Source organism: Bradyrhizobium barranii subsp. barranii (assembly GCF_017565645.3).
GTDB lineage: Bacteria > Pseudomonadota > Alphaproteobacteria > Rhizobiales > Xanthobacteraceae > Bradyrhizobium > Bradyrhizobium barranii.
In genome coordinates this window covers 919,128-945,052 of the sequence record NZ_CP086136.1, presented here as the reverse complement: position 1 = coordinate 945,052, position 25,925 = coordinate 919,128, and the positions used below count along the sequence as shown (strand labels likewise).

Genomic DNA, 25,925 nt, shown 5'->3' with positions numbered 1-25,925 from the left:
TTGATACGTCTGTTGCTGCACTCCCGCAGCGCCACAGATGTACCCGCCACGTGAAGCGGCGGCAATGCCGTTCGCGCGACGCCTAGACGGATGACGATCGAGGTTATGCGGTCTTCACGGCCCCCAAAAAGCCCTCGACCGCGACGCGAAGACGATCGGCATCGCCCGACATCTTCTTCACGGATTCGGACAGCACCGTGCCGGCGTTGCCGGTTTCCTGGTTGAGCCTGGCGACGCTGCCGATGGTGTCGGTGACCTCGCGGGTGCCCTGGGCTGCCTGCTGGAAGTTGCGTGAGATCTCGGTGGTGGCCGCGCGCTGCTCCTCGACGGCGGCTGCGATCGCCGTCATCTTCTCGTCGATGCCGCTGATGGCGCCCCCGATCGAGCGGATGGCGGTCACGGCCTGGCCCGTCGCGCCCTGGATCTCCTCGACCTGGCGCGAGATTTCTTCGGTTGCGGTTGCGGTCTGCGCGGCGAGGCTCTTGACCTCGCCGGCGACCACGGCAAAGCCGCGGCCGGCCTCGCCCGCACGCGCCGCTTCGATGGTCGCGTTCAGCGCCAGGAGGTTGGTCTGGCCGGCGATGGCGTTGATCATCTTCACGACCTCGCCGATCCGGCTCGCGGTCTGATCGAGGATCTCGACCGTCGCGTTAGTCCGCTCGGCCTGCGACACCGCCTCGCGCGCCTCGCGGGCGCTCAACTGCACCTGTGCGGAGATCTCGCCGACGGATGCGGAGAGTTCCTCGGTCGCGGCCGCGATGGTCTCGAGATTGTTGGTGGCCTGCTCGGCTGCGGAAGAGACTGCCGCGGTCTGGCTGGTCGACTCTGATACCAGCGTGCGCACATCGGTCGCGGTGGCATCGAGCTCCCTCGCCGACGCAGCGACGCTGTGGATCACCGCCTGCACGGTGTCGTCGAAGCTGCGGCATGCGTCGTCCACGGTGCCGGAGCGGGCGAGTTGCAACGCCTGCTGCGATTCGCGTTCCTGGCCCAGCCGCTCGGCGGTCGCCGCGCTCTCGCGCAGGCTCTCGAGCGCGGCAGCCATGGTGCCGAACTCGTCGGGATATTTCGACCGCGGCACCGGCGTCGCGTAATCGCGGGCGCTGATTCGCGCGATGGCGTCGAGGATGGCGCGGACCGGGCGCATCAGTCGATTGCGCACCACGTAGACGCCGGCGAGGGTCACGGCGAGCGCGAGCAGAAACGCGAGCGACTGCACGATGAGGTTGGTGAGCGCCTTGGTCTGCACGGCCTCGGCACGCGCGATCGACTGATCCAGTGCTTTGGTCGCGACCCCGACAATGAGCGGGAACGGCGACTGGCAGAGCGTATTCCACTCCGAAGCGGGCATCGCGGGCTTGCCGCTGCCGTCGAGATTCTTGGTGAGATCGCCGATCTGCTTCAGGACGCCATCGGTCTTGGTCTTCGCGTCCGACGCTGCGGTCACCAGCTCCGCCGTCACGTCGGGCGCGGCCAGCAACTCGGCCATGCCCGCCCAGCCGGAGGCGATCGTGCCGTCCCATTGCGCCACCGACCGCTTCTGAACGTCGTCGAGCGGCTTGCTGCTGTTGATGTTCGAGCGAAGCGACGAACAATGGACCCCATAGCGGTCGCGCACCTGCCAGGCGAAGCGGCGGACCTGGATCATGCGGGCGATGTAGGGATCGTTCATCCAGGCGCGGTTCGACACCGCGGTGGAGGCGAAGTTCGCAGTGTCGATGACCTTGGTGACGGCATCGTACCAGGAATTGGTTCGCTCCATCTTGCGCTCGGCGCGCGGAAGCTTAGCCTCGTCGTAGAACAGCTGGAATTGCGGCGCGGCTTCGTTCCAGCGCTGCTTCAGCGTGCCGGCGAGCTCGTCGCGGCGTGCGAATTCGACGGTCGAGAGTGCAGCGCTGATCCCTTCATAGCCGCCCTGCTCGGCCTTCTCGGCTTCAGCGAGCTTTGCCTTGGGATCGTCCTCGCCAAGGATGGCGCTCTGGGCATCGCCACGATTGTTGCGCAACGCGAGCACGCCATGGAAGATCGCCTTGTCGGCAGCGGCGAGCCGCGCCGTCTCGAGACTGTCGCTGTAGCGACCGAACGCTCCGAACATCTGGATCGCCGTAGAGGCCAGCGCACCGGCGGCCAGCAGGGCCATCAAGGTCAGGAGAAGCGAGCTTACCGATTTCTTAAACATTACCATGAGTCAGGGGGCCTGCATTGTACTGCCGGCCACCCTGCATCGCGACATGCCAAGGATCGGTTAAGGTTTTAGTCAAATTGCCGGGAGTGCCCGGTCTGCAAGCGCTTTAAGACTAGCGAAATCAGGCAACCTTGGTGAAATCCGGCGGCCGGCGCTCGGCGAAAGCGGTGAAGGCTTCACGCGCCTCAGCGGTGCGCAAACGCAGTCCGAACTGCTCGCTTTCGGCCTGCATCTGCGCGACCAGCGCCTCGCCATTGCGCATCAGCTTCTTGGTGGCCGTGAGCGCGCCAGCCGGCTGGCGGGCAAGACGCTGCGCCAGCGCGAGCGCCCCGGCATCGAGCTTGTCGAGCGGCACCACGCGATTGGCAAGGCCCCATTCCAGCGCCGACCTCGCCGGTACGGTCTCGCCCAGCGCGAACATCTCGTAGGCGCGGGCGTAGCCGATGCGCGCCGGCATCAGCAGGCTGGAGGCGGCCTCCGGCACCAGCGCGAGGCTGACGAAGGGCGTCGACAATTGCGCGTTGTCGGCGAGCACCACGAGGTCGCAATGCAGCAGCATCGTGGTGCCGACGCCGACGGCGCGGCCCTGCACGGCCGCGACCAGCGGCCGAGTGCAGCGCGCCAGCGACTGGATGAAGCGCACGACGTTGCGGCTGCCTTCGGACTTGCCGGCTGCCACGGCGGCGAATTCGCCGACATCGTTGCCGGCGGTGAACATGTCACCCTCGCCGCGGATCAGGATCACGCGGGCGGACGGATCGAACTCGGCGGATTCGATCGTGTCGGCGAGCTTGCCGTACATCGCATCCGTCAGCGCGTTCTTCTTGTCGGGGCGCGCCAGCGTGAGAGTGAGAATTCCGTTGTTGTTCTCTATCCGGACATGCTCGGTCATGGGTCTCTCCTTTAGTCGTCTGAAGGTCTTGGAAACTTGTCCTGAATGCTGGTCAGCCAGCGCGCGACGATGTCGATCTCCGCGCTGGTAAATCCATCCGTCAGCGCGGCGTTGATCTGCGCCGCGTCAGTCTTCGCCTGCGCCAGCACGGTGCGCCCCTTCGGCGTCAGCCATACGCGCCAGGCCCGGCCGTCCTCGCGATCGGCCCGCCGCTCGACCAGCCTCGCCGCAGCACTGCGATCGACGAGCCCTGAAATTCCGGCCGGCCCCATATCGAGCGCCGCGCCTGCCTCGCCCATCAGCACGCCGTCCTGCTTGCCGAGGATGAACAACAGCCCCGCCTGCGCCGGCGTGACCTCGTTCTGCGGCTGCGCCGCCATCCAGCGCTGCAAACGGCGTTGCGCGACGTTCAGGAGGTAAATCAGCCGATGATGCCTCGCTGCGGCTTCTTTATTTCGCATGCGAAATAGATAGCCGAACCAAACCGGATTGTCAAAGGGAGACGGCTACGCGGCGCGGCAGCCATCGAGGAACAGGGACGCGCAGGTCTGCACGCGGCGCTCGATCTGCTTGCGTGACGGCAGCGGCATGCCGCCATAGATCGCCGCGCGCTGCGGCGCCGATGCGACCATGCCGATCAGCATGCCGGCAACTTCCTCCGCATCGTCGATGGCGATGCGCTTGCGCTTGACCTGGACGCGCAGCCAGCCCGCGAGCGTCCTGACGGTGCGGGAAATGCCGTTGTTGTAGAAGTTGGCGGCGAGCTCGGGGAACGCGGCGGATTCCTGCAGCACCATGCGCTGCAGCGCCACGACCTCCGGATCGAGTGCGAGATCGGCGCAGGCCAGCAGCGCGGCACGCAGGCCGGTCTCGATATCGACCTCGTCGCTTCCTTGCAGATCGACGGCGGAGAGCAGCTGCTCGAGCCTGTCCGCGCACATCGCCTCGAACAGTGCGGCCTTGCCCGGAAACAGGCGATAGAGCGTCTTGGTCGAGATGCCGGAGCGGCGTGCCAGCTCTTCGGTGCTGGTCGCGGCATAGCCGTCGACGGCGAAGGCGTTGCGCGCTGCATCGAAGACGATCCGCCTCGTCTCCTCGTCGCTGCGCAGTTGCGGCCGCCCGCGGGGGCGGCATTCACCTGAAGGTTTTGCCTGAGCCATGCTTTTAAATGACGCCTGTCATTCCATTGACAATTCCAAAGCTAGTCTCATTTTGGAAATCGTCAAGTTTCCTAATTCAGGGGAGCCGGCCATGACCGTCCACACCACCCCATCTGCTGCGACCCAAATCGCTATTCCAGCAACCGTGCCGGAGGGCGTCCTGCCCACCACGGCAACCGGCGTCCGCCGGCAAAAACTCAATCTCCGCAAGCTGTTGCTGATGGGCGCGGCGATCGTCGCGCTGGCCGGCGCGAGCTGGTACGGCTACGACTACTGGACCGTTGGGCAGTACCTCGTCTCCACCGATGACGCCTATGTGAAGGCCGACAACACCACGATCGCGCCGAAGGTCAGCGGCTACCTCGACCGCGTCCTGGTCGGCGATAACGAGCATGTGAAGGCCGGCCAGGTGCTCGCCAGGATCGACGATCGCGACTTCCGGGTCGCGCTCGACCAGGCCAAGGCCGATGTCGCCGCCGCGAATGCGACGGTGACGAGCAAGCAAGCGCAGCTCGAGGTCCAGCAAGCCGTGATCGCGGCGGCAAGAGCGACCATCGATGTCGACAATGCCGCGAAGGTTTTCGCGAAGCAGGAGAACAAGCGCTACACCGATCTCGCGGCAACGGGTTTCGGCAGCGTGCAGAACGCGCAGCAGGCGCAAGCGCGCGACGCCGGCGCAGACGCGGCGATCCAGCGCGATATCGCCAATCTCACCTCCGCCTTGAAGCAGGTCGATCTCCTCAACGCCGAGATATTGCAAGCCCGGGCCGCCGCCGCACGCGCGGCCGCACTCCAGCGTCAGGCCGAGCTCAATCTGGGCTACACCACGATCGTCTCCCCGATCGACGGCGTGGTCGGCAACCGCTCCTTGCGCGTCGGCCAGTTCGTACAGGCGGGCACGCAGCTGATGGCCATCGTGCCGGCCGAGGGCGCCTATGTGGTCGCCAACTTCAAGGAGACGCAGCTCACCCACGTGCAGGCCGGCCAGGCCGTCGATATCGAGGTCGACACCTTCCCGGGCCAGGTCGTGCACGGCCACGTCGATTCCATCGCGCCGGCGAGCGGCCAGGAATTCGCGCTGCTGCCGCCCGACAACGCCACCGGCAATTTCACCAAGGTGGTGCAACGCATCCCCGTCAAGATCGCGCTCGATGCCGCGCACGGTCCCGCGATCGCGCTGCGGCCGGGCATGTCCGTGATCCCAACCATTGCAACACGTTCGACCGCGCCGACCGCCAATGCGGCCGCGGCGCCAAAGGCAAACGTAAAGGCGAAGCTCGTTTCCGGAGGGTCGTGCCATGTCAAACAGCCTCTCACTTTCGACGCCGGCAACACTGGCCGCGACGCCTGATCCGGCAATAGCCGACCCGAACCGCGCGAGTGCCGCGATCTGGATCGCCGTGCTCGCCGCCATGATCGGCTCGTTCATGGCGATCCTGAACATCCAGATCACCAACGCCTCGCTGGCCAACATCGAGGGCGGCATCGGTACCGGCGCCGACAACGGCTCCTGGATCTCGACGTCGTATCTGATCGGCGAGATCATCGTGATCCCCCTGACCGACTATTTGAGCCGCGTGTTCTCGTTCCGCCGCTACATGCTGGCGAGCGCGACGCTGTTCGCGGCGTTCTCGGTCGCCTGCGCCTTCACACATGATTTGCCGTCGATGATCGCAATGCGCGGCCTGCAGGGCTTTGCCGGCGGCGTGCTGATCCCGATGGCGTTCACGCTGGTGCTGACCAAGCTGCCGAAGCCGCAGCAGCCGGTGGGTCTTGCGATCTTCGCGCTGTCCGTCACCTTTGCACCCGCGATCGGACCGACCATCGGCGGCTATCTCACGGAGAATTACGGCTGGCGTACGATCTTCTTCGTCAACGTAATTCCGACCGCGGTGATGGTGGCCGCGCTCTATCTGACGCTGGAGAAGCAGAAGATGCAGCTCGGTCTCTTGAAGGAGGGCGACTGGGCCGGCATCTTCACCATGGCGATCGGGCTGTCGGCACTGCAGGCCGTGCTGGAGGAAGGCAACAAGGATGACTGGTTTTCCTCGCCCTTCATCGTCAAGCTGGCGATCATCGCGGCCGTCGGCCTCACGCTGTTCGTCACGATCGAGCTCACGATCGAGAAGCCGCTGATCCGGCTGCGCCTGCTGACACAGCGTAATTTCGGCTTCGGTACCATTGCGATGACGATGGTCGGCTTCGCGCTGTTCGGCTCGGTCTATATCCTGCCCGCCTATCTCGGCCAGGCGCAGGGCTACAATGCGGAGCAGATCGGCAATGTGCTGGCCTGGACCGGCCTGCCGCAACTCGTGCTGATCCCGCTGATCCCGAAGCTGATGCAGCGCTTCGACACGCGCTACATCGCCATCACCGGACTTCTGATCTTCGCCTATAGCTGCTTCATGAACACGGCGATGTCGCCGGACTATGCCGGCGACCAGCTCTGGATTCCGAACATCGTGCGCGCCGTCGGCCAGGCCATGGTGCTGACGCCGCTAACCTCGGTGCTGACAGGCGGCATCGCGCCGCAGGACGCGGCCGCGGCTTCCGGCATCAGCAACATGTTCCGCAATCTCGGCGGCGCGATCGGCACGGCGACGCTCGCGACCATCATCACCAAGCGCGAGCAGTTCCACTCCAACATCATCGGCCAGTCGGTCACGCTCGGCCGCGAGGAAGTCCGCACCCGCATCGCGCAGATGACGGATTACTTCATGGCCCACGGCGTGCCAGACCCTCACGCGGCGCGCGAGCAGGCCATCATCGCACTCGGCAAGACGGTCAAGCGCCAGGCGCTGGTGATGGGCTATTCCGACGCCTTTGCGGTGATCGGCGCGGTGCTGGTGCTCGCGGCGATCGCGGTGGTGCTGACGCGGCGCGTCAAAGCGGCCGGCGGCCCGGCACATTAGTCAACAGCGCGCCGTTCCTCACGGTGCGCAAGTAAAACTCGACGCCTCCGTCACTGGGCCGCTCTTGTAGTGCGGCCAAGACGGCCAGCGGCACAGCGGCAGCGCGCGGAGCGTTGCGAACGTGGGCGCCTCGACCTTCTGCTCGCTGACCTCGAGGTCGCCGGGTCCCTTGCCCTGCTCGACCCACTCGACCAGCGCGCTGAGCATGTCGACATTGGCCGGCGCGCCGGAGCCGACGTGGTCGACGCCGGGCGCGGTGTAGAGCCGCGCGAATTCCGCCGTCTCGGCCTTGCCGAGCTTGCGTTCGACGCTCTCGAAATAGCGGATGCCGGCATATGGGCTCTGCGCATAGTCAGCCATGTGCTCAAGCATGATGAGCCGGCCGCCGCGTCCGCGAAACCGGCTGAGATCGGGATCGGTCGAATCCATCAGGCTCGAGACCTCTAGCAGCCGCGCCTTGTGCTCCTCGACCTTGTAGGTGGTGACGTCGAGCTTGGGATCGCGTGCGAACACATGTTGAATGCCGCCGGCGCCGTAGATCCAGGCGATGCCGTTGTTGGGGGCAGGCGGCTGCGCGGGTGGCGCTGTGCCAAGCCACCACGCCACCCAGCCACCGGTCGGTCCGATCGCCGCCGCATCCTCGCCCGACACGCCCCAGCCCGGATAATCGTCGAGCCCGTTGGCGAGCGCGAACGGGAATTTGTAGGTCCCGTGCAGCGTGTTCACGGCCTTGATCTGTGCATCGGTGAGGCACTGATCGCCGCTCTGGCCCGCCGCACAACGCAGCGTCTCGACCTTGAACGCTGCGTTGCAGGCTACGGGGTCCTGCACCAGCGCATTATCGGAGCCGTCGGCCTTGTCGCAAGCCTGCCGCACGGAATCGGCCACGAGCTTGACCTGCGCCGGATTGATCCAGCCCTCGCCCATGGTCACAAGGCCCGAGCGCGTACCGGCATGCTGCAGACCGACCCAGTTGATCACGGGCACGCGGGCGAAGATGCCGTCGAAATCGTCGGGGTAGCGCTGCGCCATGGTGAGGCCTTCGCGGCCGCCCTCGGAGGAGCCCATGAAGTACATCTTCTCCGGCTTCTTGCCGTAGGCGCGCTCCATCAGCCCAACCGCGGCGTCGCGCACCTTCTTGTAGGCACGGTGGGCGAAATTCTCGAAGGCTTCGTCATTCAGCGCGAACAGTTGCGGCGGCTCGCCTGGCTTGGACTCATGGCCGGAATCGGTGCCGTAGGTGACGAAGCCGCGCGCCAGCGGCGACGGCTTGTCGAACGGATAGGCCGGCGGCAGCCCAAGGCCGGTGATCAGCACGCCGTTAAAGCCCCCACCGCCATACTGAACGGAGCGCCCGTTCCATTCGACGGGAAGGTTGACCTGGAATTTAATCGGCGGCGCCTTGGGATCGGTTGGGTCGATGTGACCCAGCACCTTGCAGAAACCGGGATTGGCCGGCGTGATGCGCCCAGACGGCGTCGGCCCGCGCTCGGCGACAGCCAGTTGCGACGGCGCCAGCAATGTCGCGGAAACGATCTTCACGGCATCGGCGCCGCCAGCGAGGCTTTTGCAGACCATCTCCGCATCCTCCGCCAGCGTCGCCGCCGACACGGCATTCGCACTCAGCGCGACCGCCGCACCCACGAGCAATGCACACCGCTTCGCGTTCTTTCGCGTCATCGTTTCCACCCTGGCTTTCCCTATTTTTGTATCCGACGGTTGGCCGCATTCAATGCAACCTTCGCCCTTCCGTCAATCGCTTGCGCTGGCCTTCCTTCAGAACGATCCCAGCGCGCTGCCCAATGCGATTACGGCCACCAGCGCCAGCAGCGACGTCGCGATGCCGACCATCACGATGTCGAAATAGCTGTCACGGTGCGTCAGGCCGCAGATCGCGAGCAGGCTGACCACCGCGCCATTGTGCGGCAGGATGTCGAGCGTCCCCGAGCCGATCACCGCCACGCGGTGCATCAGCGCAGGGGCTATGCCGGTGCGCGCGGCGAGCTCGACATAAGTTTGGCCGAGCGCGTCGAGGGCAATGGTCAGGCCGCCTGACGCCGACCCGGTCAGAGCGGCCAGGATGTTGGTCGCAACCGCTAGCGAGACCAGCGGTCCGCCTTCGATCGCAAGCACCCAGTCGCGCACGATCGTGAATGCCGGCAGCGAGGCGACGACAGCGCCGAATCCGACAAGGCTGGCGACGCTGAACGCGGGCAGGACGGATGCATTGGCCCCGGCGTCCATGGTGCGGCGAAGCGCCGGCAGGCGGGCCCGGTTCAGCACGATGGTCGTGACGATGGCCGCAGTCAGCGCGACCGCGACCGACCACACGCCTGCGACGGCCGCGAGCGTCGTTTCACCAAAACGCTGCTCGGCGAGATAGCTGACATCGAGCCGCGGCAGCACCACGAGCGACATCACCAAATTCACGATGACGACCACGATCAGCGGCGCGATCGCACTCCACACGGGCGACGGCCGCTCGCTGCGCTGACCGTGCTGGAGTTCCGCCGGATCGAACTCGCGCGCGGTCGTGGCGCGCTCGCGCACGAGCTCGTCGGCGGCGGCGCGCTCGGTCGCGCCCTCGATATCGTCGCCATAGCCTTCTCCAGCACGGCGCGCTGCGGCTTCAGCGCGGTGCAGCCACCACAACCCTGTCACGAGCATGATGAGGGAGGCGATGATGCCGAGACCAGGCGCTGCGAACGGCGTCGTGCCGAAGAACGGCATCGGGATCGCATTCTGGATCGACGGCGTGCCCGGCAACGCCGACATGGTGAAGGTCGACGTCCCCAGCACGATAGCAGCCGGGATCAGGCGACGCGGGATTGAAGCCGCGCGAAACAGCGAACGGGCCATGGGAACGATGACGAAAAATGCAACGAACAGGCTGACGCCGCCATAGGTCACCGCGGCACCGGCGAGCACCACCGCCAGGATCACGCGACGCTCGCCGAGGCGCTCCGCCATGAAGGCGGCGACCGACGTGACCGCGCCGCTATCGTCCATCAGCTTGCCGAAGACCGCGCCAAGCAGGAAGATCGGGAAGAACTGGGCCAGAAATCCGGCTGCATGCACCATGAACACCTGGGTCAGGTTCGCAAGCAGCGGCTCGCCGCCGAACAACGCGGCAACGAGCGCCGCGAACGGCGCCAGCAGAAGCACGCTCCAGCCGCGAAAAGCGAACAGGACGAGCAGGGCGAGCCCGACGAGGAGGCCGAGAAGACCCATGCCTCAGCACTCCGACAGCAGGACGTCGAGATCGGCGGTCGATTGCCGGCCGATGTCGGCACCGTGCGCGGCGAGAAACGCGTCCGCGGCCAGGCGCCCCTCGGCGCGCAGCATCGAGACGAACTCCCATTCGGCGTTGAGCTTGGATGACGCGCCGAACTTCGCCAGCATGTCGCTCTTGACGCGGTGGGTCCGCATCTTTGCCCAGCGCGCGCCCTCGCCGCTGCCGGGGTCGGCCGCCTGGCGCAGCAGCGCGATCATGCGCAATTCCTTCATCAGGGGCGAATTGAACGAAATCTCGTTCAATCGATTGAGAATCTCCGCAGCCGTCCGCGGCTCTTCGAGCGTTTCGGTCGGATTGATCTGCACCAGGATCGTGTCGTGCGCATCGCTTTCGCGAATGAGCGGCGTTATCGTGGGGTTGCCGGCGAAGCCGCCGTCCCAATAGGGCTCGCCGTCGATCTCGATCGCGCGGAACATGGTCGGCAGGCAGGCCGATGCCAGCAGCACGTCCGCCGTGATCTCGGCGTTGCGGAAGATGCGGCCGCGGCCGGTGCGCACCCGCGTCGCGGTGACGAACAGCTTTATTGGCGAGCTCGCGAGCCGCTCGAAATCGATGCTCTCGGCCAGCACCGCGCGCAGCGGATTGTAGCCGGTCGGATTGAGATCGTAGGGCGACAGCACGCGCGACATCAAATCGGTGAGGATGTAGAAGGGCGACGTATCGAGCGTCCAGCGCCCCATCAATCGATCGAGCGGCGAGCGCTGGAGCGGACTAAAGGCGGCAGCCTTCGAAACGCGGCGCCAGTATTTTTCGAGCGCGTCGCGCGCGCCGTCGGCGCCACCCGCGATCCACCCGTCTGCGAGCACGGCCGCATTCATCGCGCCCGCGGAGGTGCCGGAGATCGCGGCGATGGTGAGCCACTTCTCTTCCAGAAGACGGTCGAGCACGCCCCAGGTGAAGGCGCCGTGCGAGCCGCCACCTTGAAGCGCGAGATCGATCAGTACGGCGTCCCGTTCCATGGCGGCACCCACGCAACTGAAGCTCAAATTCGACGCGATTTGTCACACGCCGAGAATAACGACAGTTTAGAGAACCTTGGCAGCGTAATGCAACTGGAACGTGACGCCGGCCTAGTGCTCGAACACCAGCCGCGCGCCGACCGTTCCGTCGAGCGCGCGGATCTGCTGAAGCAATGCATCTGAATCCTGGCCTGCCAGGTCGGCGTCGAGCACGACGTAGCCGAGGTCGCCGGCGGTCTCCAGGTATTGCGCGACGATGTTGATGTCGCGCTGGAGAAAGACCTCGTTGAGCCGCCGCAGCATGCCCGGCACGTTGCGATGGACATGGCTGAAGCGCGCACCGGCGGGACGCAAGTGCAGCTGCACCTCCGGGAAATTCACCGCGCCCATGGTCGATCCCGTGATGAAATAGTCGACCAGTTTTCGCGCGACCTCGCCGCCGATGCGCTCCTGCGCCTCCTCGGTCGAGCCGCCGATATGCGGGGTGAGGATGACGTTCTCGAGGCCCTGCACCGGGCTCTTGAAGCGATCCGAGTTCGACGACGGCTCGACCGGAAACACGTCAATGGCTGCGCCGGCGAGATGGCCGTTCCGCAGGGCGCCCGCGAGCGCATCGAGATCGACCACGGTGCCGCGGCTGTTGTTGATCAGGAACGAGCCTGATTTCATCGCCCGCAGCTCCGTCTCGCCGATCATGCCTGATGTCTCCGGCGTCTCGGGCACGTGAAGGCTGACGACATCGCTCTGCGCCAGCAGCTCTTCCAGCTTCTCGACCGGCTCGGTGTTGCCGTGGCGAAGCTTGTCGGTACGGTCGAAATAGATCACGCGCATGCCGATCGCTTCGGCCAGCGTCGACAGCTGCGAGCCGATATTACCGTAGCCGATGATGCCGAGCGTGCGGCCGCGCACCTCGCGGCTGCCGGTCGCCGACTTGTCCCAGCCGCCCTCATGCGCCGACACCGAGCGCGGGAAGATGCGCCGTAGCAGCATCACGATCTCGCCGATCACGAGCTCGGCGACGCTGCGCGTGTTGGAGAACGGCGCGTTGAACACGGGAATGCCGCGCTTGCGCGCCGCCAGGAGATCGACCTGGTTTGTGCCGACGCTGAAGCAGCCGACCGCGAGAAGCCCGTCCGCAGCCGCGAGCACCTCATCGGTGATCTGGGTGCGCGAGCGGATACCGAGCAGCGACACGCCCTTCAGCGCGCGCCCCAGGTCTTCGCCGTCCAGCGCCTTGGTCAACCGCTCGACATTGGTGAAGCCCGCGCTCCGGAACAAGTCGACAGCGCTGTCATTGACGCCTTCGAGCAACAGCGCCTTCGCGTTCCGCTCGGGGCTTTGGCCTGGGGCTGGCATGGAATCTCCGTAGGTCACAGCTTTGCCGCAGCTCATAGACCGCGGGGGAGATGCAGCACAATAGGGTTTGGATATGGGGAGAAGATGGCGGGGCGGTAAGTGTTTACGGTGGCCGCCCAGTCAAATGACGTAAAACCCGTGCGTACCGTCGAGCCGGAGTTGCTCGACGAGACCGTATTCCCAGTCGAGATAGGCCTGCATCGCGCGCTCGGCGACGCCAGTGCCCTCATAGGGCCGGCGGTAGCGATGCGCCGGATCGGGCTTCGGCAGCACGCGCGGCGGGCCGACCTCGAGCTCACCCTCGTAGCCGCCTTCGAGGACGTAGACCTCCCAGCCCATCTGGGCGAGCCAGGATGCCGTCATGTCGGCACGCACGCCCTGGTCGTCGGTCAGGAGGATACGCGCGCCGCGCACGGGTGCGGCCATGTCGGTTTCCTGAACGAGCTGCCCGCCGGGATAATGCCGGTAGCCCGGGAGATGACCGGCCGCAAACTCCTCTGCGTCGCGTACGTCGAAACGATAGAGCGTGCGATCGGTCTGCGCCGCGAGCGCTTTCGCCTCGTTCGCGCCGATGTGGCGAACACCTGCGCGATAGGCGACGTCGCGGGCATTGGCCGGGCCCCCCTCGAACGGCCCGATCGCACCGCGCCGGTCGGCGCCGTGATCGAGCGCGTGCCGCGCCAGCGTCCAGCCGATCGTGCCGTTGCGCAGCGCCCGCACCTTGTTGGGCACGCCGGCATTGATCAGCGACTGCGTGCCGATGATCGAGCGCGTGCGCCCGGCGCAATTGACGATGATGGTGGTCTCAGGGTCGGGCGCGGCCTGTCCTGCGCGCAGCACCAGCTCAGCGCCGGGCACGCTGACCGAGCCCGGAATGTTCATGGTCGCATATTCGTCGAAGCGGCGAACATCGAGGATGGCGATGTTGGCCTTGTCCGCGATCAGCTTTGCCACCTCGTCGGCGCTGAACGACGGCGTGTGGCGGCGTGCCTCGACCAGTTCGCCGAATGCCTTGGAATAGGAATTGACGTCCTCGAACACCTGATAGCCCGCATCGCGCCAGGCCTTCAGCCCGCCTTCGAGCGCGCTGACATTGGTGTAGCCGAGCGCGGCAAGCCGCTCGGCGCCGGTTGCAACAAGTCCCTCGCCATCATCATAGAGCACGATCGCGACGTCCTTGCGTGGCAACCGCAGCTCGGCCTCGATCGCGATCCGGTCCGCGGCCATGTTGGCGGCAAAAAGCGGATGCCCGGTGGCGAAGCCGGCCTCGTACCTGAGATCGAGCAGCGCGATCTCCTCGCGGAGCAGCAGCGCGCGGCGGATATCGGCGGGGGTGACGGTGGGGAGCTTCATGGCGTGAACCCTGGCAAGTAAGGCCAAGGGCTTTTGAACGATTGTCGCGCGCTTGGCTAGCCTTCGCGGCCGTTCACTCGCCCGGAACCAGCCGGCCAAGCGGCGGCTGCGCGGGACGCCGCAGCCTGCGGCGCGACAGATAGAGCAAAATGCCGGTGACCGAGAACAGCGGCATCAACGCTGCTGCAATCATGAAGGCGAGCTTGCCCGGCCAGCCCAGGAACGCACCGCGATGGATGTCGAGCACATTCGCGATGATCTTCTCGCCAACCGTCTTGTCGGCATAGCGCTCCGCCGAGATCACCTGCCCCGTGACCGCATCCACGCGGAATTCGTCGCGCGTGGTATCGAGCGTCGAATCCTTCGGCCACGACCGGATCCGGATGACCGTGCCGGGTCCGGCGGGCAGCGTCAGCAACGCTTTGGAAAAATGTTTGCCTTCCTCATGCTGGAGCGTCGTCCATGCACGATCGAATCCGACCGGCTGAGCCGGCTCGGCCTGGCCGGCTGCGCGCGGCGCCTTTGCGGACATCTTGGGTTGCAACTTCGCAGCAGTGACGTCTGGGCGCGACAGCAGCCAGACCACCCCATCCTTGTACCAGTCGAACGAGTACCACAGCCCGGTCAGCGTCATCACCAGATAGACCGGCAACACCCAGGTGCCGATCACCGCGTGCAGCGAACGGTGCAGGCCGCGGCCGCTGAGGTCGAGATTTGGCTTCAGCCACATCTTCACGCTGCCGGCGCGGCGCGGCCAGCGCAGCACGAGGCCCGAGATGAGCATGACGATCAGGCCGAGCGCGGCGATGCCGGTGATCTGGCGTCCCCACCCCTTGGCATCGCCGGGGATCAACAGCCAGCGATGCAGCCTGCGCACAGTCGCGAAGAACTCCTCGCCACGCGGCGCACCCAGCACGCGCGCGTCGTAGGGATCGACATAGAGCGATGTCGGCCGCGCGCCCTGCTCGTCACGCGCGAAGCGGACACGCACCGCCGCGGCCGGATCGCTCGACAGCGTGACGGCCGAGACCTTGCCGAGGTCCTGCCCCGCCTTCAGCCGGGCCACCAGTTCGTCCGGCATCAGCGCCGGCGCCTGGCGCGGCGCGACCTGCATGATACCGCTATTCAGATAGTCGCCGATCTCGTCCTCAAAGCTCATGATCGCGCCGGTCAGCGCGATCAAGGCCAGCAGCAGCGCAAGCACGAGGCCCGCGATCGAGTGAATCTGGTGCAGAGCGGCCTTGATGTGATGCCCCACCCTACTCATCGAAGCCAACCTTCTTGATAAGCGAGATCGCGGCCTGCTGACGTGCGGCGATCTGGTCGATCGACGTTGCATCGGCGATGAACGTGCCCATTTCGGCAACGATCGGTGCACGCTCCGCTGCTGCAAGCACGGGGTATTCCAACTCGGCAGCGGCAAAGATCCGCTGCGCTGCCGGCGTGACAAGGAATTCGAGGAATTGTCGCGCCAACGCCGGATGCGGCGCCTGTTTCGCGATAGCCGCGCCGGTGAGGTTCACATGCGTGCCGCCGCCCCTAAATGTTGATGGCACCGCCTTGACCTCCATCGCCCAGGCACGCCAGTCGGCCCCTTCGCGTCCGTCGCGCAATTGCGCCAATGCCACGGTGTTGCCGATGCCGATCTTGCACGTGCCTTGCGCGATCTCGCGGATCACGTCGTTGTCCTTGCCATCAGGCTTGTGGGCGAGATTGGCCTTCAGGCCCGCGAGCCAGGCCTCCGTCGCGGCCTCGCCGTGATGGACGAGATAGGCCGCAACCAGCGCGACATTGTTCTGATGCAGCGGCGAGCGCATGCAGGGCTTGCCGCGCCATCTGGGATCGGAGAGGTCTTCATAGTCGATCGAAGCAAGCGCGCTGTCCTTGCGCACAAATGCAACACGCGGTCGGACGGAAAGCGCAAGCCATTGCGTACCGTTACCACGAAGATTTGGAGGGACGACCTGGTTGAGACGCGACGACGTGAAGGCTTGCGTCAGACCGCGGGTGGAGAGCTGGGTCGTCTTGTCCAGCCCGATCGTCATCAATAGGTCGGCAGGCGACGTGTCACCTTCCGATACCAAGCGCTTGACGAGACTGTCCTCGACGAAGACGATTTTCACCTTGACGCCGCTGGCTTCCGTGAAGGCCGCAACGACAGGCTCGACCAGGGCAACCTCCCTGGTCGAATAGAGCGTGATCTCCTCGGCGCGGCTCGCACCTGTGGCAGCAAGGCAGGCAGACGCCGCCGCGATCAGGACCGCGATGGCTTTGTGCCGCACCGCCATCGCTAGAACTTCACCGTTGCCGACAGCGACACGCGGCGCGCATCGCCGATCGCGACGTTCAGATTGTTGACGGCGGAGGGATAATAGACGGTGTCGAACAGGTTCTTGACGTTGAGCTGATAGATCACCGGCGCGTTCTGGTATTTCGTCTCATAGGTCGCGAAAATATCGGCGACCACATAGGACGGCAAGAAGAAGCTGTTGATCGCATCACCGGGACGGTCGCCGACATAGCGCGCGCCGCCGCCGAGGCGGAGCTGGCCCGGCAAAGCTGTACCGAAATCATAGACCAGATAGAGCGAGGCCGTGTTCAGCGCGACGTTCTGCAGCTTCATGCCGTAGAGCGACCGATCTTCGGATGCCGTCACCCGCGCGTCGGTATAGCCATAGCTGCCGATCAGGGCCCAACTGTCGGTGAGCCTGCCGGTCACGTCCAGCTCGACGCCGCGCGAGCGGGCGCGGCCGACGGTATGGAGTTCCACCACGCCAGCGCTGTTCGTCTTCGTCGTCTGCACGTTCTTCTTGTCGAGATCGTAGAGCGCCAGCGTACCGGAGATACGCTTGTTCAGATCGAACTTCACGCCGGTCTCGTATGACACGCCTTCTTCCGGCGCGACATTGGAGTCGATCACGATGCCGATCGGTGCAATGGTCGAGTTCGGCTTCAGCGACTCGGTGTAGCTCGCATACAGCGAGACTTCCTCGGTCAGCTTGAGAATGGCGCCGCCGAGGGGAAGCACCTTGTCTTGCGACACGTTGGTATTGGTGATGAACGGTTTCCCGCGCCCGGCGATCTGGTCGTAGTCCATGTAACGGACGCCGCCGACCAGCGCGAACCGTTCGGTGAGATGCAGGGTGTCCTGGAAGAACAGCGACCATTGGCCGAGCTTGTCGGTCTGTGCGCTATCGCTGTTCGACACCGTCGTGCCCGGTCCGACCAGCCCGTAGACGGGATTGTAGACGTTGATGGCGGGAGTGGCCTGCCGGATCAGATTGTCGCGGTAGATGGTGCGATACTGGCCGTCGCCGCCGAATACCACCTCGTTGCGCATATTGCCGAGCCAGAAGCTGCCGGAAATGTACGACGTTCCGTAGCTGGCATTGCTGAGCGAGCCCTGCGTGCCGTCGTTGCTGCGCGTCTCGACGCCCGTCGTGAAGTTGAGGGTGGAGATGCGGAGCTGGTTGGCGCTGAAGGTTTCGGTGTTGTAGCTGTAGCCGGCGTAAAGCTTCCAATCCTGGTTGAAGCGGTGCTCGACCGAGGCTTGCATCAAGTCCGAGGTGCCCCAGGTGTTGTTGAAGGGCTCATCGAGCCGGCGCGTGGAAGGCACCGCGAGCGGCGCCTTGGTCACCGGATTGAACGCCGTGCCGCGGTCGAACGGATAGATGAATTCACGATGCTCGTAATTGAGCTGGACCGTCGTGTCCTGGCCGTACCAGGCCAGCGACGGTGCGACCAGCATCTCGCGGTGACGGCCGAAATTGCGCCAGTAATCCTCGCTGACGCCGTAGCCGATGAAGCGATAGGCAAGGCCCTGATCGCCGATCGGACCGGTAACGTCGAGCAGGCCGTCGGCCCCGGTTTTCGAGGCACTGAATGCCGAGCCGAGCAGCGTGACCGAGCTGTGCTGATAGAGCTCCGGCCGCTTGCTGATGGTGTTGACGATGCCGCCGGGATCCATGATGCCGTAGAGCAGCGAGGCCGGCCCCTTCAGCACCTCGACGCTTTCGACCGCGGGATTGAAGCTGCGGCCCTGCACCAGCGGCATGCCGTTGCGCATGATCGAACCATCACGATTATCGCAGAAGCCGCGGCGGATCACCGCGTCCTGGCTGCCGGCGAGCGTGTTGGTCTGAGTGATGCCGGAGACGTTGATGAGCGCATCGTCGATGTTCCGCGGGAGCTGGTCCTTCAACACCTGTTCAGGCACGATGTTGACCGCCTGCGAGGTATCGAGGGGCGAGGCGCCGCTGCGCAGTGTGGTCGAACTCGGCATCGCGCGGTAACCGAGCTTGGCAGCCTGCTGCGCGGCGGCCGCGGCTGCCGCACGTTCCGATATTGTCGGTGCTGCTGGTGCGGCGGCATTCCGGCTGCGCTGGCGCGCGGCGGCTTGCGTCCGGCGCTGGGGCGATTCAGATGCGCGGGCCGGCTTCGGCCGCTGCACCGGCGCTTCCACTGTCACCGGCGGCAGCGCTGACTGCGCCTGCGCGGTCGTCGTGTTCGAGGGGGATTCGACGAGCAGCACCGCTGCGCCGAGGAAAAGACCTGCACGGCTCTTGCCGGCATGATGACGATGGCCGCTGACGCGTTGGCCATCCACGAGGGCACGCACTTTCATTCCACTTCAAGTCAAGAACATTGAAGTGTGCGCCTGTAACAGTCGGCGGGATCGAAGAGAACCGTAGGCGAGCTTGAATCGCTCTAGTATTGAATCGTTCTAAGCGCATCAGCGCACCGAACGGCAATCACCAATAGACGTCGCAGTTATCGCAACACGCTGCACGCGAATCCGCGGCAACGTGTCACGAAGATTTCATATCTCACGCGATGGCAGGAGCAATCAGCTCGTCAATCTTTCGCTTGAGCGCTACGCCATCGGACGAGGCACGGAATGGCGGGCGCACGCGGAGCCAGCCCGCGTCGCCCGTCTGTGCGGCGAGGATTGCCTTCAGCGTCGCAAGGAACGACGGCGTGTTCAGCACGACATCGGTCGCGGCTTGCATGCGCGCCTCGACGTCCTTGCCGTCAACCATGCCCTTGACCAGCTCGGGCACGACGTTGGCCATGCCGCAGATGGTGCCGGCGCCGCCGGCGGCGATCGCGCGGGTGATGTCGGCTTCGTTGCCGACGGTGATGGCGAGATCAGGGCTAGCTGCACGGAACGCCTGGAACTGCTTGAAGTCGCCGCTGGAGTCCTTCAGGCCCGCAACCACCTTGCCGTAACGCTTGCGCAAGTTTGCCGCGACACCGGTCGGGATCGCAACGCCGGAGACCTGCGGGATGTGATAGAGCGAGGCGCGCAGGCGATCGTCGGCGACGCCGTCGATGATCGCAGCAAAAGCATCTTCGATGCCTTCGGGCGTGACACCACGGTCGAAATAGGGCGGCAGATACAGCACGTGGCGCAGGCCGAGGCCGAGCACGGTGCGCGTCAGCGCGATGCTGTCGGTGATGGCGGGAAAGCCGCCGCCGATGCCGATCCGCTCGGGCGCGACGCCGGCCTTGAGCACGGCCTCGATGGTCGCGACACGCTCGTTGACATTGAAGGAGGTGCCCTCGCCGGTGGTGCCGAACAGCACGACGCCGTCGACGCCCTTGCCGAAGAGCTGCCTGGCGTGAGCGGCGAGCTTGGCGGAGTCCACGCTGCCATCAGTCGCCAGCGGCGTCGCCGACGCCACCCAGAACCCGCGAATTGCCTCCGTCATCTCACCACCCATTGCTGCGGCCCCGGACTAAGCCTCTGATCTCGAACGATCTTAGGAGGCTTTCCGAGCCTTGTTTTTGCTTTACTTTTTATGTTGTACCTTACATACAAGATGGACGCAAACCCTTTCCACCATCACGGCGCGCATGAGACGCAGCCAGATTCCGAGGAGGTCTCGCATGAACATGGTGAGCCCCATTGAGCGGCCCGATCAGTTGCTTGGCGCCTTGCGCGACAAGCTCGGCGCGGCCGCCGTGCTGATCGGCACCGACGTGCCCGCGCGCAATTGCAACGACTGGAGCGCGAGCCTGCCGCAAACGCCGCTTGCGGTGATCCGGCCGGTCGATGCGCAAGGCGTTGCCGATGCGATTGCGACCTGCCGGCAGGCGCGGCTGCCCTTCGTGCCGCAGGGTGGATTGACCGGACTCTGCCGCGGCGCCTCGCCCGAACCGGGCTGGGTCGCGATCTCGCTCGAGCGCATGACCGGCATCGAGGAGATCGATCGGGCGTCGATGACGATGACGGTGAAATCGGGCACGCCGCTGGAGACGATCCAGAAGGCCGCCGACGAAGCCGGTTTCTTCTTTCCGCTCGATCTCGGCTCGCGCGGCTCCTGCGCGATCGGCGGCAATCTCTCCACCAATGCCGGCGGCAACCGCGTGATCCGCTACGGCATGACGCGCGAACTGGTGCTCGGCCTGGAGGTGGCGCTGCCCGACGGCACCATCATCACCAGCCTCAACAAGCTGATGAAGAACAACGCGGGCTATGACCTCAAGCATCTCTTCATCGGCTCCGAAGGCACGCTCGGCATCATCACCCGCGTGGTGTTGCGGCTGTTCCCGAAACCGCGCTCGACCATGGCGGCGCTGTGCGCGCTGAAGGACTATGCCGCGGTGATCGCCCTGCTCGATGCCGCGCGAAGCGGGCTCGGGCCGCTGCTGTCGGCATTCGAGGTGATGTGGCCGGACTATTGGGACGTGATCACGAATCGCGCCGGGGTGAAGCCACCGGTCGCCGCAGGCCACGGCCTCTACGTGCTCGTCGAGGCCCAAGGCACCGACGAGAGCCTGGATGCACCGCGTTTCCAGGCCTGGCTCGAAGAGCTGATGGAGCGCGGGCTGCTCGCAGATGCCGCCGTCGCGCAATCGCTGGCGCAGACGCAGGCGTTCTGGCGCGTGCGCGACATCTGCGCCGAGTTCGGCCAGGTGCTGGGTCCGCACATCTCCTACGACATCGGGCTTGCGGTGGCGCGGATGGACGAGTTCGTCACCCGCTGCAAGGCCGCGCTCGCCGATGGAATCAAGGGATGCGAGAGCGTCTATTACGGCCATATCGGCGACGGCAATCTGCATCTCGTGTCCTGGGTCACCGGTCTTTCCGTCGAGCAGCAGCCGAAGGAAGAGATGGACGCGATCATCTACGGCCTGGTGCGCGAGCTGGGCGGCAGCGTCTCCGCCGAACACGGCATCGGCACGCTGAAGAAGAAGTGGCTGGGCCACGCCAGGAGCGAAGCCGAGATCGCGTTGATGCGGACGCTGAAGGCCGCGCTCGATCCCGATCACCTGCTCAATCCCGGCAAGGTGATCTGAGACAGCAGATGCGATCGCTCAAGCTCGATACGCCGAAATCGCTGTCGCAGCGGGTGGTGCTGCGGCTGCGCCAGGCCATCATCGACGGCGAGTTCGCGCTCGGCGCCGCCATCTCCGAGGAGATGGTGGCGAATTCCTTCGGCGTCAGCCGCACGCCGGTGCGCGAGGCGATGGGCCAGTTGCAGGCGCAGGGCCTGGTCGTGATCCGGCCGCAGGTCGGCAGCTTCGTGTTCACGCCGAGCGCGGACGACATCACTGCGCTCTGCACCTTCCGGATCGCGCTCGAGCCCAAGGCCGCCGAGCTCGCGTTTCGTCACGATCGCGACGGCGCGATTGCGACGATGAGCGAGGCAATCGCGGCGATGGAGCCGGCGATCGCGGCGAAGGACAACATCGCCTATGGCCGCGCCGATGCGGGCTTTCACGAAGGATTGTTCGCGCATTGCAGCAACCGCTATCTCATCGAATCCTACCAGCTCGTCTCCGGCCGCGTCGCGGCGCTGCGCACCAATCTGACGTCGCCGATCGACGTGCGCACCCGCTCGTCCTTCGACGAGCATCGCAAGCTGCTCGATCTGTTCGCGCTCGGCGAGTTCGCGGCCTTCGAAGCACTGATGACAACGCACATCACCAATTCCGGCCTGGTCTACGCCAAGGCCTTGAAAGTGGAGGCCTTGAAAGTGGAGGCGCTGAAGGTGGACTGAGCGCTTCTACCCCGCGTCCTTCGATCCCGGCCTGTCCAGAAAATCCAGCGCGGTGTTGATCTGTTCGAGCTGGTGCTCGATCTTGTCGCGATCGTCGATCGACTGCACCTTCTCGAGCTGTTCCACAAGCTTCTGCTTCCGTGACAACAAGTTCTCTATGACCGTACTCACAAGTCCCCCATCGCCCCGAAACGAAGCGTCGAGGCAAAATCCGGTTACGGCACTGGCGCCGGGATGGTCGGGGCGCGCGCGAGCATGGCTCGCATCGGTCCCTTGATCAGAATGTTCGCGGAGGCGGTTGGTTCCTGCGAATGAACCACAACTCGGATCGATGGAGCTATTTGCGCAGGCTCGCCCAGACCCCGCCGAGGATCAGCACACCGCCGAACAGATGGATCAGTTTTGGCGGTTCACCGAGAATTGCGAACGACAGAAGGGCGCTCGCGATCGGTCCGAGATAAAGCACAAGCGAGGTTCGGACCGAACCGAATTTGCCGCCGAGCCAGGCAAAGCCGGCATAGGCGAGCAGCCCGGGAACGATCCCGGCGAAGACGTAAGCCGACACCGCTTTCGTGCTGAAGACCTGCGCCGGCGTGGTCCACATCTCGATCAGCGCCTGCGGCAGCGAGAACAGCGCGCCGGCGCCTGCGAACAGGCTCATGCGCGCCAGCAGCGACGCCTTGGGCGCCGCGCGCGATTGCAGCAGCGTGTAGCCGGACCAGCCGAGCATCGCGATCACGACCAGGCCGTCGCCCGCTGCGGTCTCCAGTGCGAACAAGGTCTCCGGATGACCGCCGGAGATGATGAGCAAGGCGCCGGCGAGCGCAAGCGCCGTGCCGAGCCATTGCAGCGGGCCGACCTGCTCGATGCCGAGCACCGCAGAGATCATCAGCACCGTGACCGGCGACAGCGCCATGATCAACGCGATGTGGATCGCCGTCGTCGAGATGCCCGCGGCATAGACCGGGCCGCCGCAGAGGAACATGCCCATGAAGCCGGCGGCGAGGATCGGCCAGATGTTCTTGCCGAGTGGCACGCGGCCGCCGCGGATTTCGGCGAACGCGATCGGCGCGAGCCCGATGGCAACGATGCTCCAGCGGAAGAAGGCGAGCGCGAAGGGCGGGACGGAGCCCGCGAGGCCCCGCGCCAGAATCTGATTTGAGGCCTGCGCGGTCGCCACCAGGATGAAGCCGATCAGCGCAACCGCACCGAGCCAGGCCTCGGTGGACGGCGCAGCGCGGGCGTCATCACCGCCGTCAGAAATTTCCTTGCCCATGGAGCAATCGGATATCCGATGTCGGCCGCAGTGAGAACCCGGAAGAGGGGTCGCCCATATGCGGCACGCGCACTGTTCCGGGCGGCGAGGCGATGCTCGCCATGCGCATGGCCTGGATCGAGGCGGCGCTGCCGGGCTCGACGGTGACTAATCTCCGCCTCGTCGAGAATGCCGTGCGGATGGTCCGCCAGCATGGCGGCGAGCCGGCCACGACTGCCGAGGTCCGGCAGGGGTTCGCGAACGGTTAACGCACTCCCGCAAGCCGGATAGCCCCTGGCGGAACCGCAAATCTTCACGCGTCCGTCGGTTGTATTCGTACGCCCGGAGCCCTATGCGTAGGCGCCATGGACATCCAGATCATCACCGCCGAAAAGCCCCTGATGGCGCAGGCGCGCCCGCGCAAGCCGGCGCCATTCCTTCCCATGAGCCGCGCCGAGATGGACGCGCTCGGCTGGGACGCCTGCGACATCGTGCTGGTGACCGGCGATGCCTATGTCGACCATCCGAGTTTTGGCATGGCCATCATCGGCCGGCTGCTGGAGGCGCAGGGCTTTCGGGTCGGCATCATCTCCCAGCCCGACTGGCATTCGGCCGATCCGTTCAAGGCGCTCGGCAAGCCAAAAGTGTTTTTCGGCGTCACCGGCGGCAACATGGACTCCATGGTGAACCGCTACACCGCGGACCGGCGCATCCGCAGCGACGACGCCTATACGGCCGGCGGCGAAGGCGGCAAGCGGCCCGACCGCTGCACCGTCGTCTACGCGCAGCGCTGCCGCGAGGCGTTCAAGGACGTGCCGATCGTGCTCGGTGGGATCGAGGCCTCGCTGCGCAGGATCGCGCATTACGATTACTGGTCCGACAAGGTGCGCCGCTCGGTGCTGGCTGACGCCAAGGCCGACCTGTTGCTCTACGGCAATGCCGAGCGCGCGGTCGTCGAGGTGGCGCAGCGGCTCGCTGACGGCGAGGCACCGCGCGAGCTCAGCGACATCAGAGGCGTCGCGCTGTTCCGCCGAGTGCCCGAAGACTATTCCGAACTGCACGCCGACGATCTCGATTCCGCCGACGAGGGCGCAACGCGCCAGAAGGGCGCGACCGTGATCCGGCTGCCGGCGCTGGAGCAGGTCGAGCAGGACAAGGAAGCCTATGCCCGCGCGTCACGCGTGCTGCACCGGGAGAGCAATCCCGGCAATGCGCGGCCGCTGGTGCAGCGCCATGGCGACCGCGATCTCTGGCTCAACCCGCCGCCGATCCCGCTGACCAGCGACGAGATGGACGCGGTCTACGACCTGCCCTATGCGCGTGCTCCGCATCCGTCCTACGGCGAGGCAAAAATCCCCGCCTGGGACATGATCAAGTTCTCGGTGACGATCATGCGCGGCTGCTTCGGCGGCTGCACCTTCTGCTCGATCACCGAGCACGAAGGCCGCATCATCCAGAACCGCTCCGAGGGCTCGATCCTGCGCGAGATCGAAAAAATCCGCGACAAGACGCCGGGCTTCACCGGCGTGATCTCCGACATCGGCGGCCCCACCGCCAACATGTACCGGATGGCGTGCAAGGACCCGAAGGTCGAGGCCGCGTGCCGGCGGCCGTCCTGCGTCTTCCCCGAGATCTGCCCGAACCTCAACACCTCGCATGACGACCTGATCCGGCTCTATCGCAAGGTGCGCGAGACCAAGGGCATCAAGAAGGTGATGGTCGCCTCCGGCGTGCGCTACGATCTCGCGGTCGAGAGCCCGGAATACATCAAGGAGCTCGTCACCCATCACGTCGGCGGCTATCTGAAGATCGCGCCCGAACATACCGAGCGCGGCCCGCTCGACAAGATGATGAAGCCGGGCATCGGCGCCTACAACCAGTTCAAGCGGATGTTCGATGCCGCGGCCGAGCAGGCCGGCAAGAAATACTACCTGATCCCGTATTTCATCGCGGCGCATCCGGGCACGACCGACGAGGACATGATGAACCTCGCGCTCTGGCTCAAGAAGAACCGCTATCGCGCCGATCAGGTGCAGACCTTCCTGCCCTCGCCGATGGCGACCGCGACCGCGATGTACCACACCGGCGTCAACCCGCTGCGCGGCGTACGCCGCGGCGGCAGCGACAAGGTCGAGGCGATCAAGGGCCTGCGGCAGCGAAGGCTGCACAAGGCGTTTTTGCGCTATCACGACCCCGACAATTGGCCGGTGCTGCGCGAGGCCTTGATCGAGATGGGCCGCCGCGACCTGATCGGCTCGCGTCCCGACCAGCTCGTGCCCGCGCATCAGCCCCCCGGCACCGGCAAGGCCGCCGGCACGCGCCGACCGGTTCGCCCCGGCGGCAAGACGCAGCGGTTCACGACCAAGGGCCTGCGGGTGATGAAGTAGCGGCAGAGCCGGATGAGATCCGGTTCAGCCCGCGGCTGTTGTGCCCTCAAACCAAAAATGTCGAAAACAACCCCATGCACAGTAGACGGCATGAGCGGGATCAATGACTTAGGCGCTTTGCCGCGACGCTGACCCGTCGGGCAAAACAGGCGCAGGATGGCAACG

At 65.5% G+C, this 25,925-nt stretch carries 21 protein-coding genes; 6 read left to right on the top strand and 15 right to left on the bottom strand.

Annotated elements, in window-relative coordinates:
* Window positions 1–103 precede the first annotated feature (103 nt).
* The 4 genes from J4G43_RS04600 to J4G43_RS04585 all read right to left on the bottom strand — a co-directional run bounded on the left by J4G43_RS04600 (window position 104) and on the right by J4G43_RS04585 (window position 4,237).
* Window positions 104–2,185, bottom strand: a complete 2,082-nt coding sequence (locus tag J4G43_RS04600) for a methyl-accepting chemotaxis protein (protein ID WP_208084134.1) — start codon at window positions 2,183–2,185, stop codon at window positions 104–106.
* 121 nt (window positions 2,186–2,306) lie between these two features.
* Window positions 2,307–3,077 (bottom strand): enoyl-CoA hydratase, encoded by a 771-nt coding sequence (locus J4G43_RS04595; RefSeq protein WP_208084133.1) that lies wholly within the window; start codon window positions 3,075–3,077, stop codon window positions 2,307–2,309.
* A gap of 11 nt (window positions 3,078–3,088) precedes the next feature.
* On the bottom strand, window positions 3,089–3,538 hold the full coding sequence (locus J4G43_RS04590; RefSeq protein WP_085400034.1) for a MarR family winged helix-turn-helix transcriptional regulator: 450 nt from the start codon (window positions 3,536–3,538) through the stop codon (window positions 3,089–3,091).
* Between the two features lie 45 nt (window positions 3,539–3,583).
* Window positions 3,584–4,237 (bottom strand): TetR/AcrR family transcriptional regulator, encoded by a 654-nt coding sequence (locus J4G43_RS04585; RefSeq protein ID WP_208084132.1) that lies wholly within the window; start codon window positions 4,235–4,237, stop codon window positions 3,584–3,586.
* Window positions 4,238–4,328: 91 nt separating this feature from the next.
* Here J4G43_RS04585 and J4G43_RS04580 point away from each other — a divergent pair, with 91 nt between their 5' ends.
* Window positions 4,329–5,588: an HlyD family secretion protein gene (locus tag J4G43_RS04580; RefSeq protein WP_208084131.1), complete on the top strand. Its 1,260-nt coding sequence runs from the start codon at window positions 4,329–4,331 to the stop codon at window positions 5,586–5,588.
* Window positions 5,536–7,149: a DHA2 family efflux MFS transporter permease subunit gene (locus J4G43_RS04575; RefSeq protein WP_208084130.1), complete on the top strand. Its 1,614-nt coding sequence runs from the start codon at window positions 5,536–5,538 to the stop codon at window positions 7,147–7,149. Before J4G43_RS04580 ends, J4G43_RS04575 begins: the two co-directional genes overlap by 53 nt.
* An 18-nt stretch (window positions 7,150–7,167) precedes the next feature.
* On the opposite strand, the gene J4G43_RS04570 is transcribed toward J4G43_RS04575, so the two are convergent.
* The 9 genes from J4G43_RS04570 to J4G43_RS04530 all read right to left on the bottom strand — a co-directional run bounded on the left by J4G43_RS04570 (window position 7,168) and on the right by J4G43_RS04530 (window position 19,823).
* Complete coding sequence (locus J4G43_RS04570; protein ID WP_208084129.1) at window positions 7,168–8,829, bottom strand: tannase/feruloyl esterase family alpha/beta hydrolase; 1,662 nt, start codon at window positions 8,827–8,829, stop codon at window positions 7,168–7,170.
* 96 nt (window positions 8,830–8,925) lie between these two features.
* Window positions 8,926–10,380: a GntP family permease gene (locus J4G43_RS04565; protein WP_208084128.1), complete on the bottom strand. Its 1,455-nt coding sequence runs from the start codon at window positions 10,378–10,380 to the stop codon at window positions 8,926–8,928.
* Window positions 10,381–10,383: 3 nt separating this feature from the next.
* Complete coding sequence (locus tag J4G43_RS04560; protein WP_208084127.1) at window positions 10,384–11,403, bottom strand: patatin-like phospholipase family protein; 1,020 nt, start codon at window positions 11,401–11,403, stop codon at window positions 10,384–10,386.
* Window positions 11,404–11,514: 111 nt separating this feature from the next.
* On the bottom strand, window positions 11,515–12,759 hold the full coding sequence (gene serA, locus J4G43_RS04555) for a phosphoglycerate dehydrogenase (protein ID WP_208084126.1): 1,245 nt from the start codon (window positions 12,757–12,759) through the stop codon (window positions 11,515–11,517).
* 120 nt (window positions 12,760–12,879) lie between these two features.
* A complete protein-coding gene (locus tag J4G43_RS04550; RefSeq protein WP_208084125.1) occupies window positions 12,880–14,112 on the bottom strand; it encodes a rhodanese-like domain-containing protein in 1,233 nt (410 codons plus the stop codon).
* Between the two features lie 73 nt (window positions 14,113–14,185).
* Window positions 14,186–15,379, bottom strand: coding sequence for a PepSY-associated TM helix domain-containing protein (locus tag J4G43_RS04545; RefSeq protein WP_208084124.1), 1,194 nt, complete (start codon window positions 15,377–15,379; stop codon window positions 14,186–14,188).
* Window positions 15,372–16,400: an extracellular solute-binding protein gene (locus tag J4G43_RS04540; RefSeq protein WP_208084123.1), complete on the bottom strand. Its 1,029-nt coding sequence runs from the start codon at window positions 16,398–16,400 to the stop codon at window positions 15,372–15,374. Before J4G43_RS04540 ends, J4G43_RS04545 begins: the two co-directional genes overlap by 8 nt.
* Window positions 16,401–16,402: 2 nt before the next feature.
* The gene (locus J4G43_RS04535) at window positions 16,403–18,736 is read right to left on the bottom strand and encodes a TonB-dependent siderophore receptor (protein WP_208084122.1); all 2,334 of its coding nucleotides are present in this window, start codon (window positions 18,734–18,736) and stop codon (window positions 16,403–16,405) included.
* A gap of 202 nt (window positions 18,737–18,938) precedes the next feature.
* Window positions 18,939–19,823, bottom strand: a complete 885-nt coding sequence (locus J4G43_RS04530; protein WP_208084121.1) for a dihydrodipicolinate synthase family protein — start codon at window positions 19,821–19,823, stop codon at window positions 18,939–18,941.
* A gap of 178 nt (window positions 19,824–20,001) precedes the next feature.
* Between J4G43_RS04530 and J4G43_RS04525 the strand changes: the two genes are divergently transcribed.
* Window positions 20,002–21,414 (top strand): FAD-binding oxidoreductase, encoded by a 1,413-nt coding sequence (locus tag J4G43_RS04525; RefSeq protein WP_208084120.1) that lies wholly within the window; start codon window positions 20,002–20,004, stop codon window positions 21,412–21,414.
* A gap of 8 nt (window positions 21,415–21,422) precedes the next feature.
* Complete coding sequence (locus tag J4G43_RS04520) at window positions 21,423–22,118, top strand: GntR family transcriptional regulator (RefSeq protein ID WP_208084119.1); 696 nt, start codon at window positions 21,423–21,425, stop codon at window positions 22,116–22,118.
* 6 nt (window positions 22,119–22,124) lie between these two features.
* Here the strand turns inward: J4G43_RS04520 and J4G43_RS04515 are convergent, their stop codons facing one another.
* Both J4G43_RS04515 and J4G43_RS04510 read right to left on the bottom strand, forming a co-directional pair.
* A complete protein-coding gene (locus J4G43_RS04515) occupies window positions 22,125–22,265 on the bottom strand; it encodes a hypothetical protein (RefSeq protein ID WP_208089605.1) in 141 nt (46 codons plus the stop codon).
* A gap of 190 nt (window positions 22,266–22,455) precedes the next feature.
* Window positions 22,456–23,394, bottom strand: coding sequence for a DMT family transporter (locus tag J4G43_RS04510; RefSeq protein WP_208084118.1), 939 nt, complete (start codon window positions 23,392–23,394; stop codon window positions 22,456–22,458).
* A gap of 92 nt (window positions 23,395–23,486) precedes the next feature.
* On the opposite strand from J4G43_RS04510, the gene J4G43_RS04505 reads away from it, so the two are divergent.
* Together J4G43_RS04505 and J4G43_RS04500 are read left to right on the top strand one after the other, a co-directional pair.
* Window positions 23,487–23,642, top strand: coding sequence for a hypothetical protein (locus J4G43_RS04505; protein ID WP_208084117.1), 156 nt, complete (start codon window positions 23,487–23,489; stop codon window positions 23,640–23,642).
* A 96-nt stretch (window positions 23,643–23,738) separates the two neighbouring features.
* Complete coding sequence (locus J4G43_RS04500; RefSeq protein ID WP_208084116.1) at window positions 23,739–25,760, top strand: YgiQ family radical SAM protein; 2,022 nt, start codon at window positions 23,739–23,741, stop codon at window positions 25,758–25,760.
* Window positions 25,761–25,925: the final 165 nt, after the last annotated feature.

Excerpts from the sequence above, each read along its gene's own strand:
- J4G43_RS04600 (WP_208084134.1), bottom strand. The coding sequence starts at position 2,185 with ATGGTAATGTTTAAGAAATCGGTAAGCTCGCTTCTCCTGACCTTGATG.
- J4G43_RS04595 (WP_208084133.1), bottom strand. The coding sequence starts at position 3,077 with ATGACCGAGCATGTCCGGATAGAGAACAACAACGGAATTCTCACTCTC.
- J4G43_RS04590 (WP_085400034.1), bottom strand. The coding sequence starts at position 3,538 with ATGCGAAATAAAGAAGCCGCAGCGAGGCATCATCGGCTGATTTACCTC.
- J4G43_RS04585 (WP_208084132.1), bottom strand. The coding sequence starts at position 4,237 with ATGGCTCAGGCAAAACCTTCAGGTGAATGCCGCCCCCGCGGGCGGCCG.
- J4G43_RS04580 (WP_208084131.1), top strand. The coding sequence starts at position 4,329 with ATGACCGTCCACACCACCCCATCTGCTGCGACCCAAATCGCTATTCCA.
- J4G43_RS04575 (WP_208084130.1), top strand. The coding sequence starts at position 5,536 with ATGTCAAACAGCCTCTCACTTTCGACGCCGGCAACACTGGCCGCGACG.
- J4G43_RS04570 (WP_208084129.1), bottom strand. The coding sequence starts at position 8,829 with ATGACGCGAAAGAACGCGAAGCGGTGTGCATTGCTCGTGGGTGCGGCG.
- J4G43_RS04565 (WP_208084128.1), bottom strand. The coding sequence starts at position 10,380 with ATGGGTCTTCTCGGCCTCCTCGTCGGGCTCGCCCTGCTCGTCCTGTTC.
- J4G43_RS04560 (WP_208084127.1), bottom strand. The coding sequence starts at position 11,403 with ATGGAACGGGACGCCGTACTGATCGATCTCGCGCTTCAAGGTGGCGGC.
- serA (WP_208084126.1), bottom strand. The coding sequence starts at position 12,759 with ATGCCAGCCCCAGGCCAAAGCCCCGAGCGGAACGCGAAGGCGCTGTTG.
- J4G43_RS04550 (WP_208084125.1), bottom strand. The coding sequence starts at position 14,112 with ATGAAGCTCCCCACCGTCACCCCCGCCGATATCCGCCGCGCGCTGCTG.
- J4G43_RS04545 (WP_208084124.1), bottom strand. The coding sequence starts at position 15,379 with ATGAGTAGGGTGGGGCATCACATCAAGGCCGCTCTGCACCAGATTCAC.
- J4G43_RS04540 (WP_208084123.1), bottom strand. The coding sequence starts at position 16,400 with ATGGCGGTGCGGCACAAAGCCATCGCGGTCCTGATCGCGGCGGCGTCT.
- J4G43_RS04535 (WP_208084122.1), bottom strand. The coding sequence starts at position 18,736 with ATGAAAGTGCGTGCCCTCGTGGATGGCCAACGCGTCAGCGGCCATCGT.
- J4G43_RS04530 (WP_208084121.1), bottom strand. The coding sequence starts at position 19,823 with ATGACGGAGGCAATTCGCGGGTTCTGGGTGGCGTCGGCGACGCCGCTG.
- J4G43_RS04525 (WP_208084120.1), top strand. The coding sequence starts at position 20,002 with ATGAACATGGTGAGCCCCATTGAGCGGCCCGATCAGTTGCTTGGCGCC.
- J4G43_RS04520 (WP_208084119.1), top strand. The coding sequence starts at position 21,423 with ATGCGATCGCTCAAGCTCGATACGCCGAAATCGCTGTCGCAGCGGGTG.
- J4G43_RS04510 (WP_208084118.1), bottom strand. The coding sequence starts at position 23,394 with ATGGGCAAGGAAATTTCTGACGGCGGTGATGACGCCCGCGCTGCGCCG.
- J4G43_RS04505 (WP_208084117.1), top strand. The coding sequence starts at position 23,487 with ATGCTCGCCATGCGCATGGCCTGGATCGAGGCGGCGCTGCCGGGCTCG.
- J4G43_RS04500 (WP_208084116.1), top strand. The coding sequence starts at position 23,739 with ATGGACATCCAGATCATCACCGCCGAAAAGCCCCTGATGGCGCAGGCG.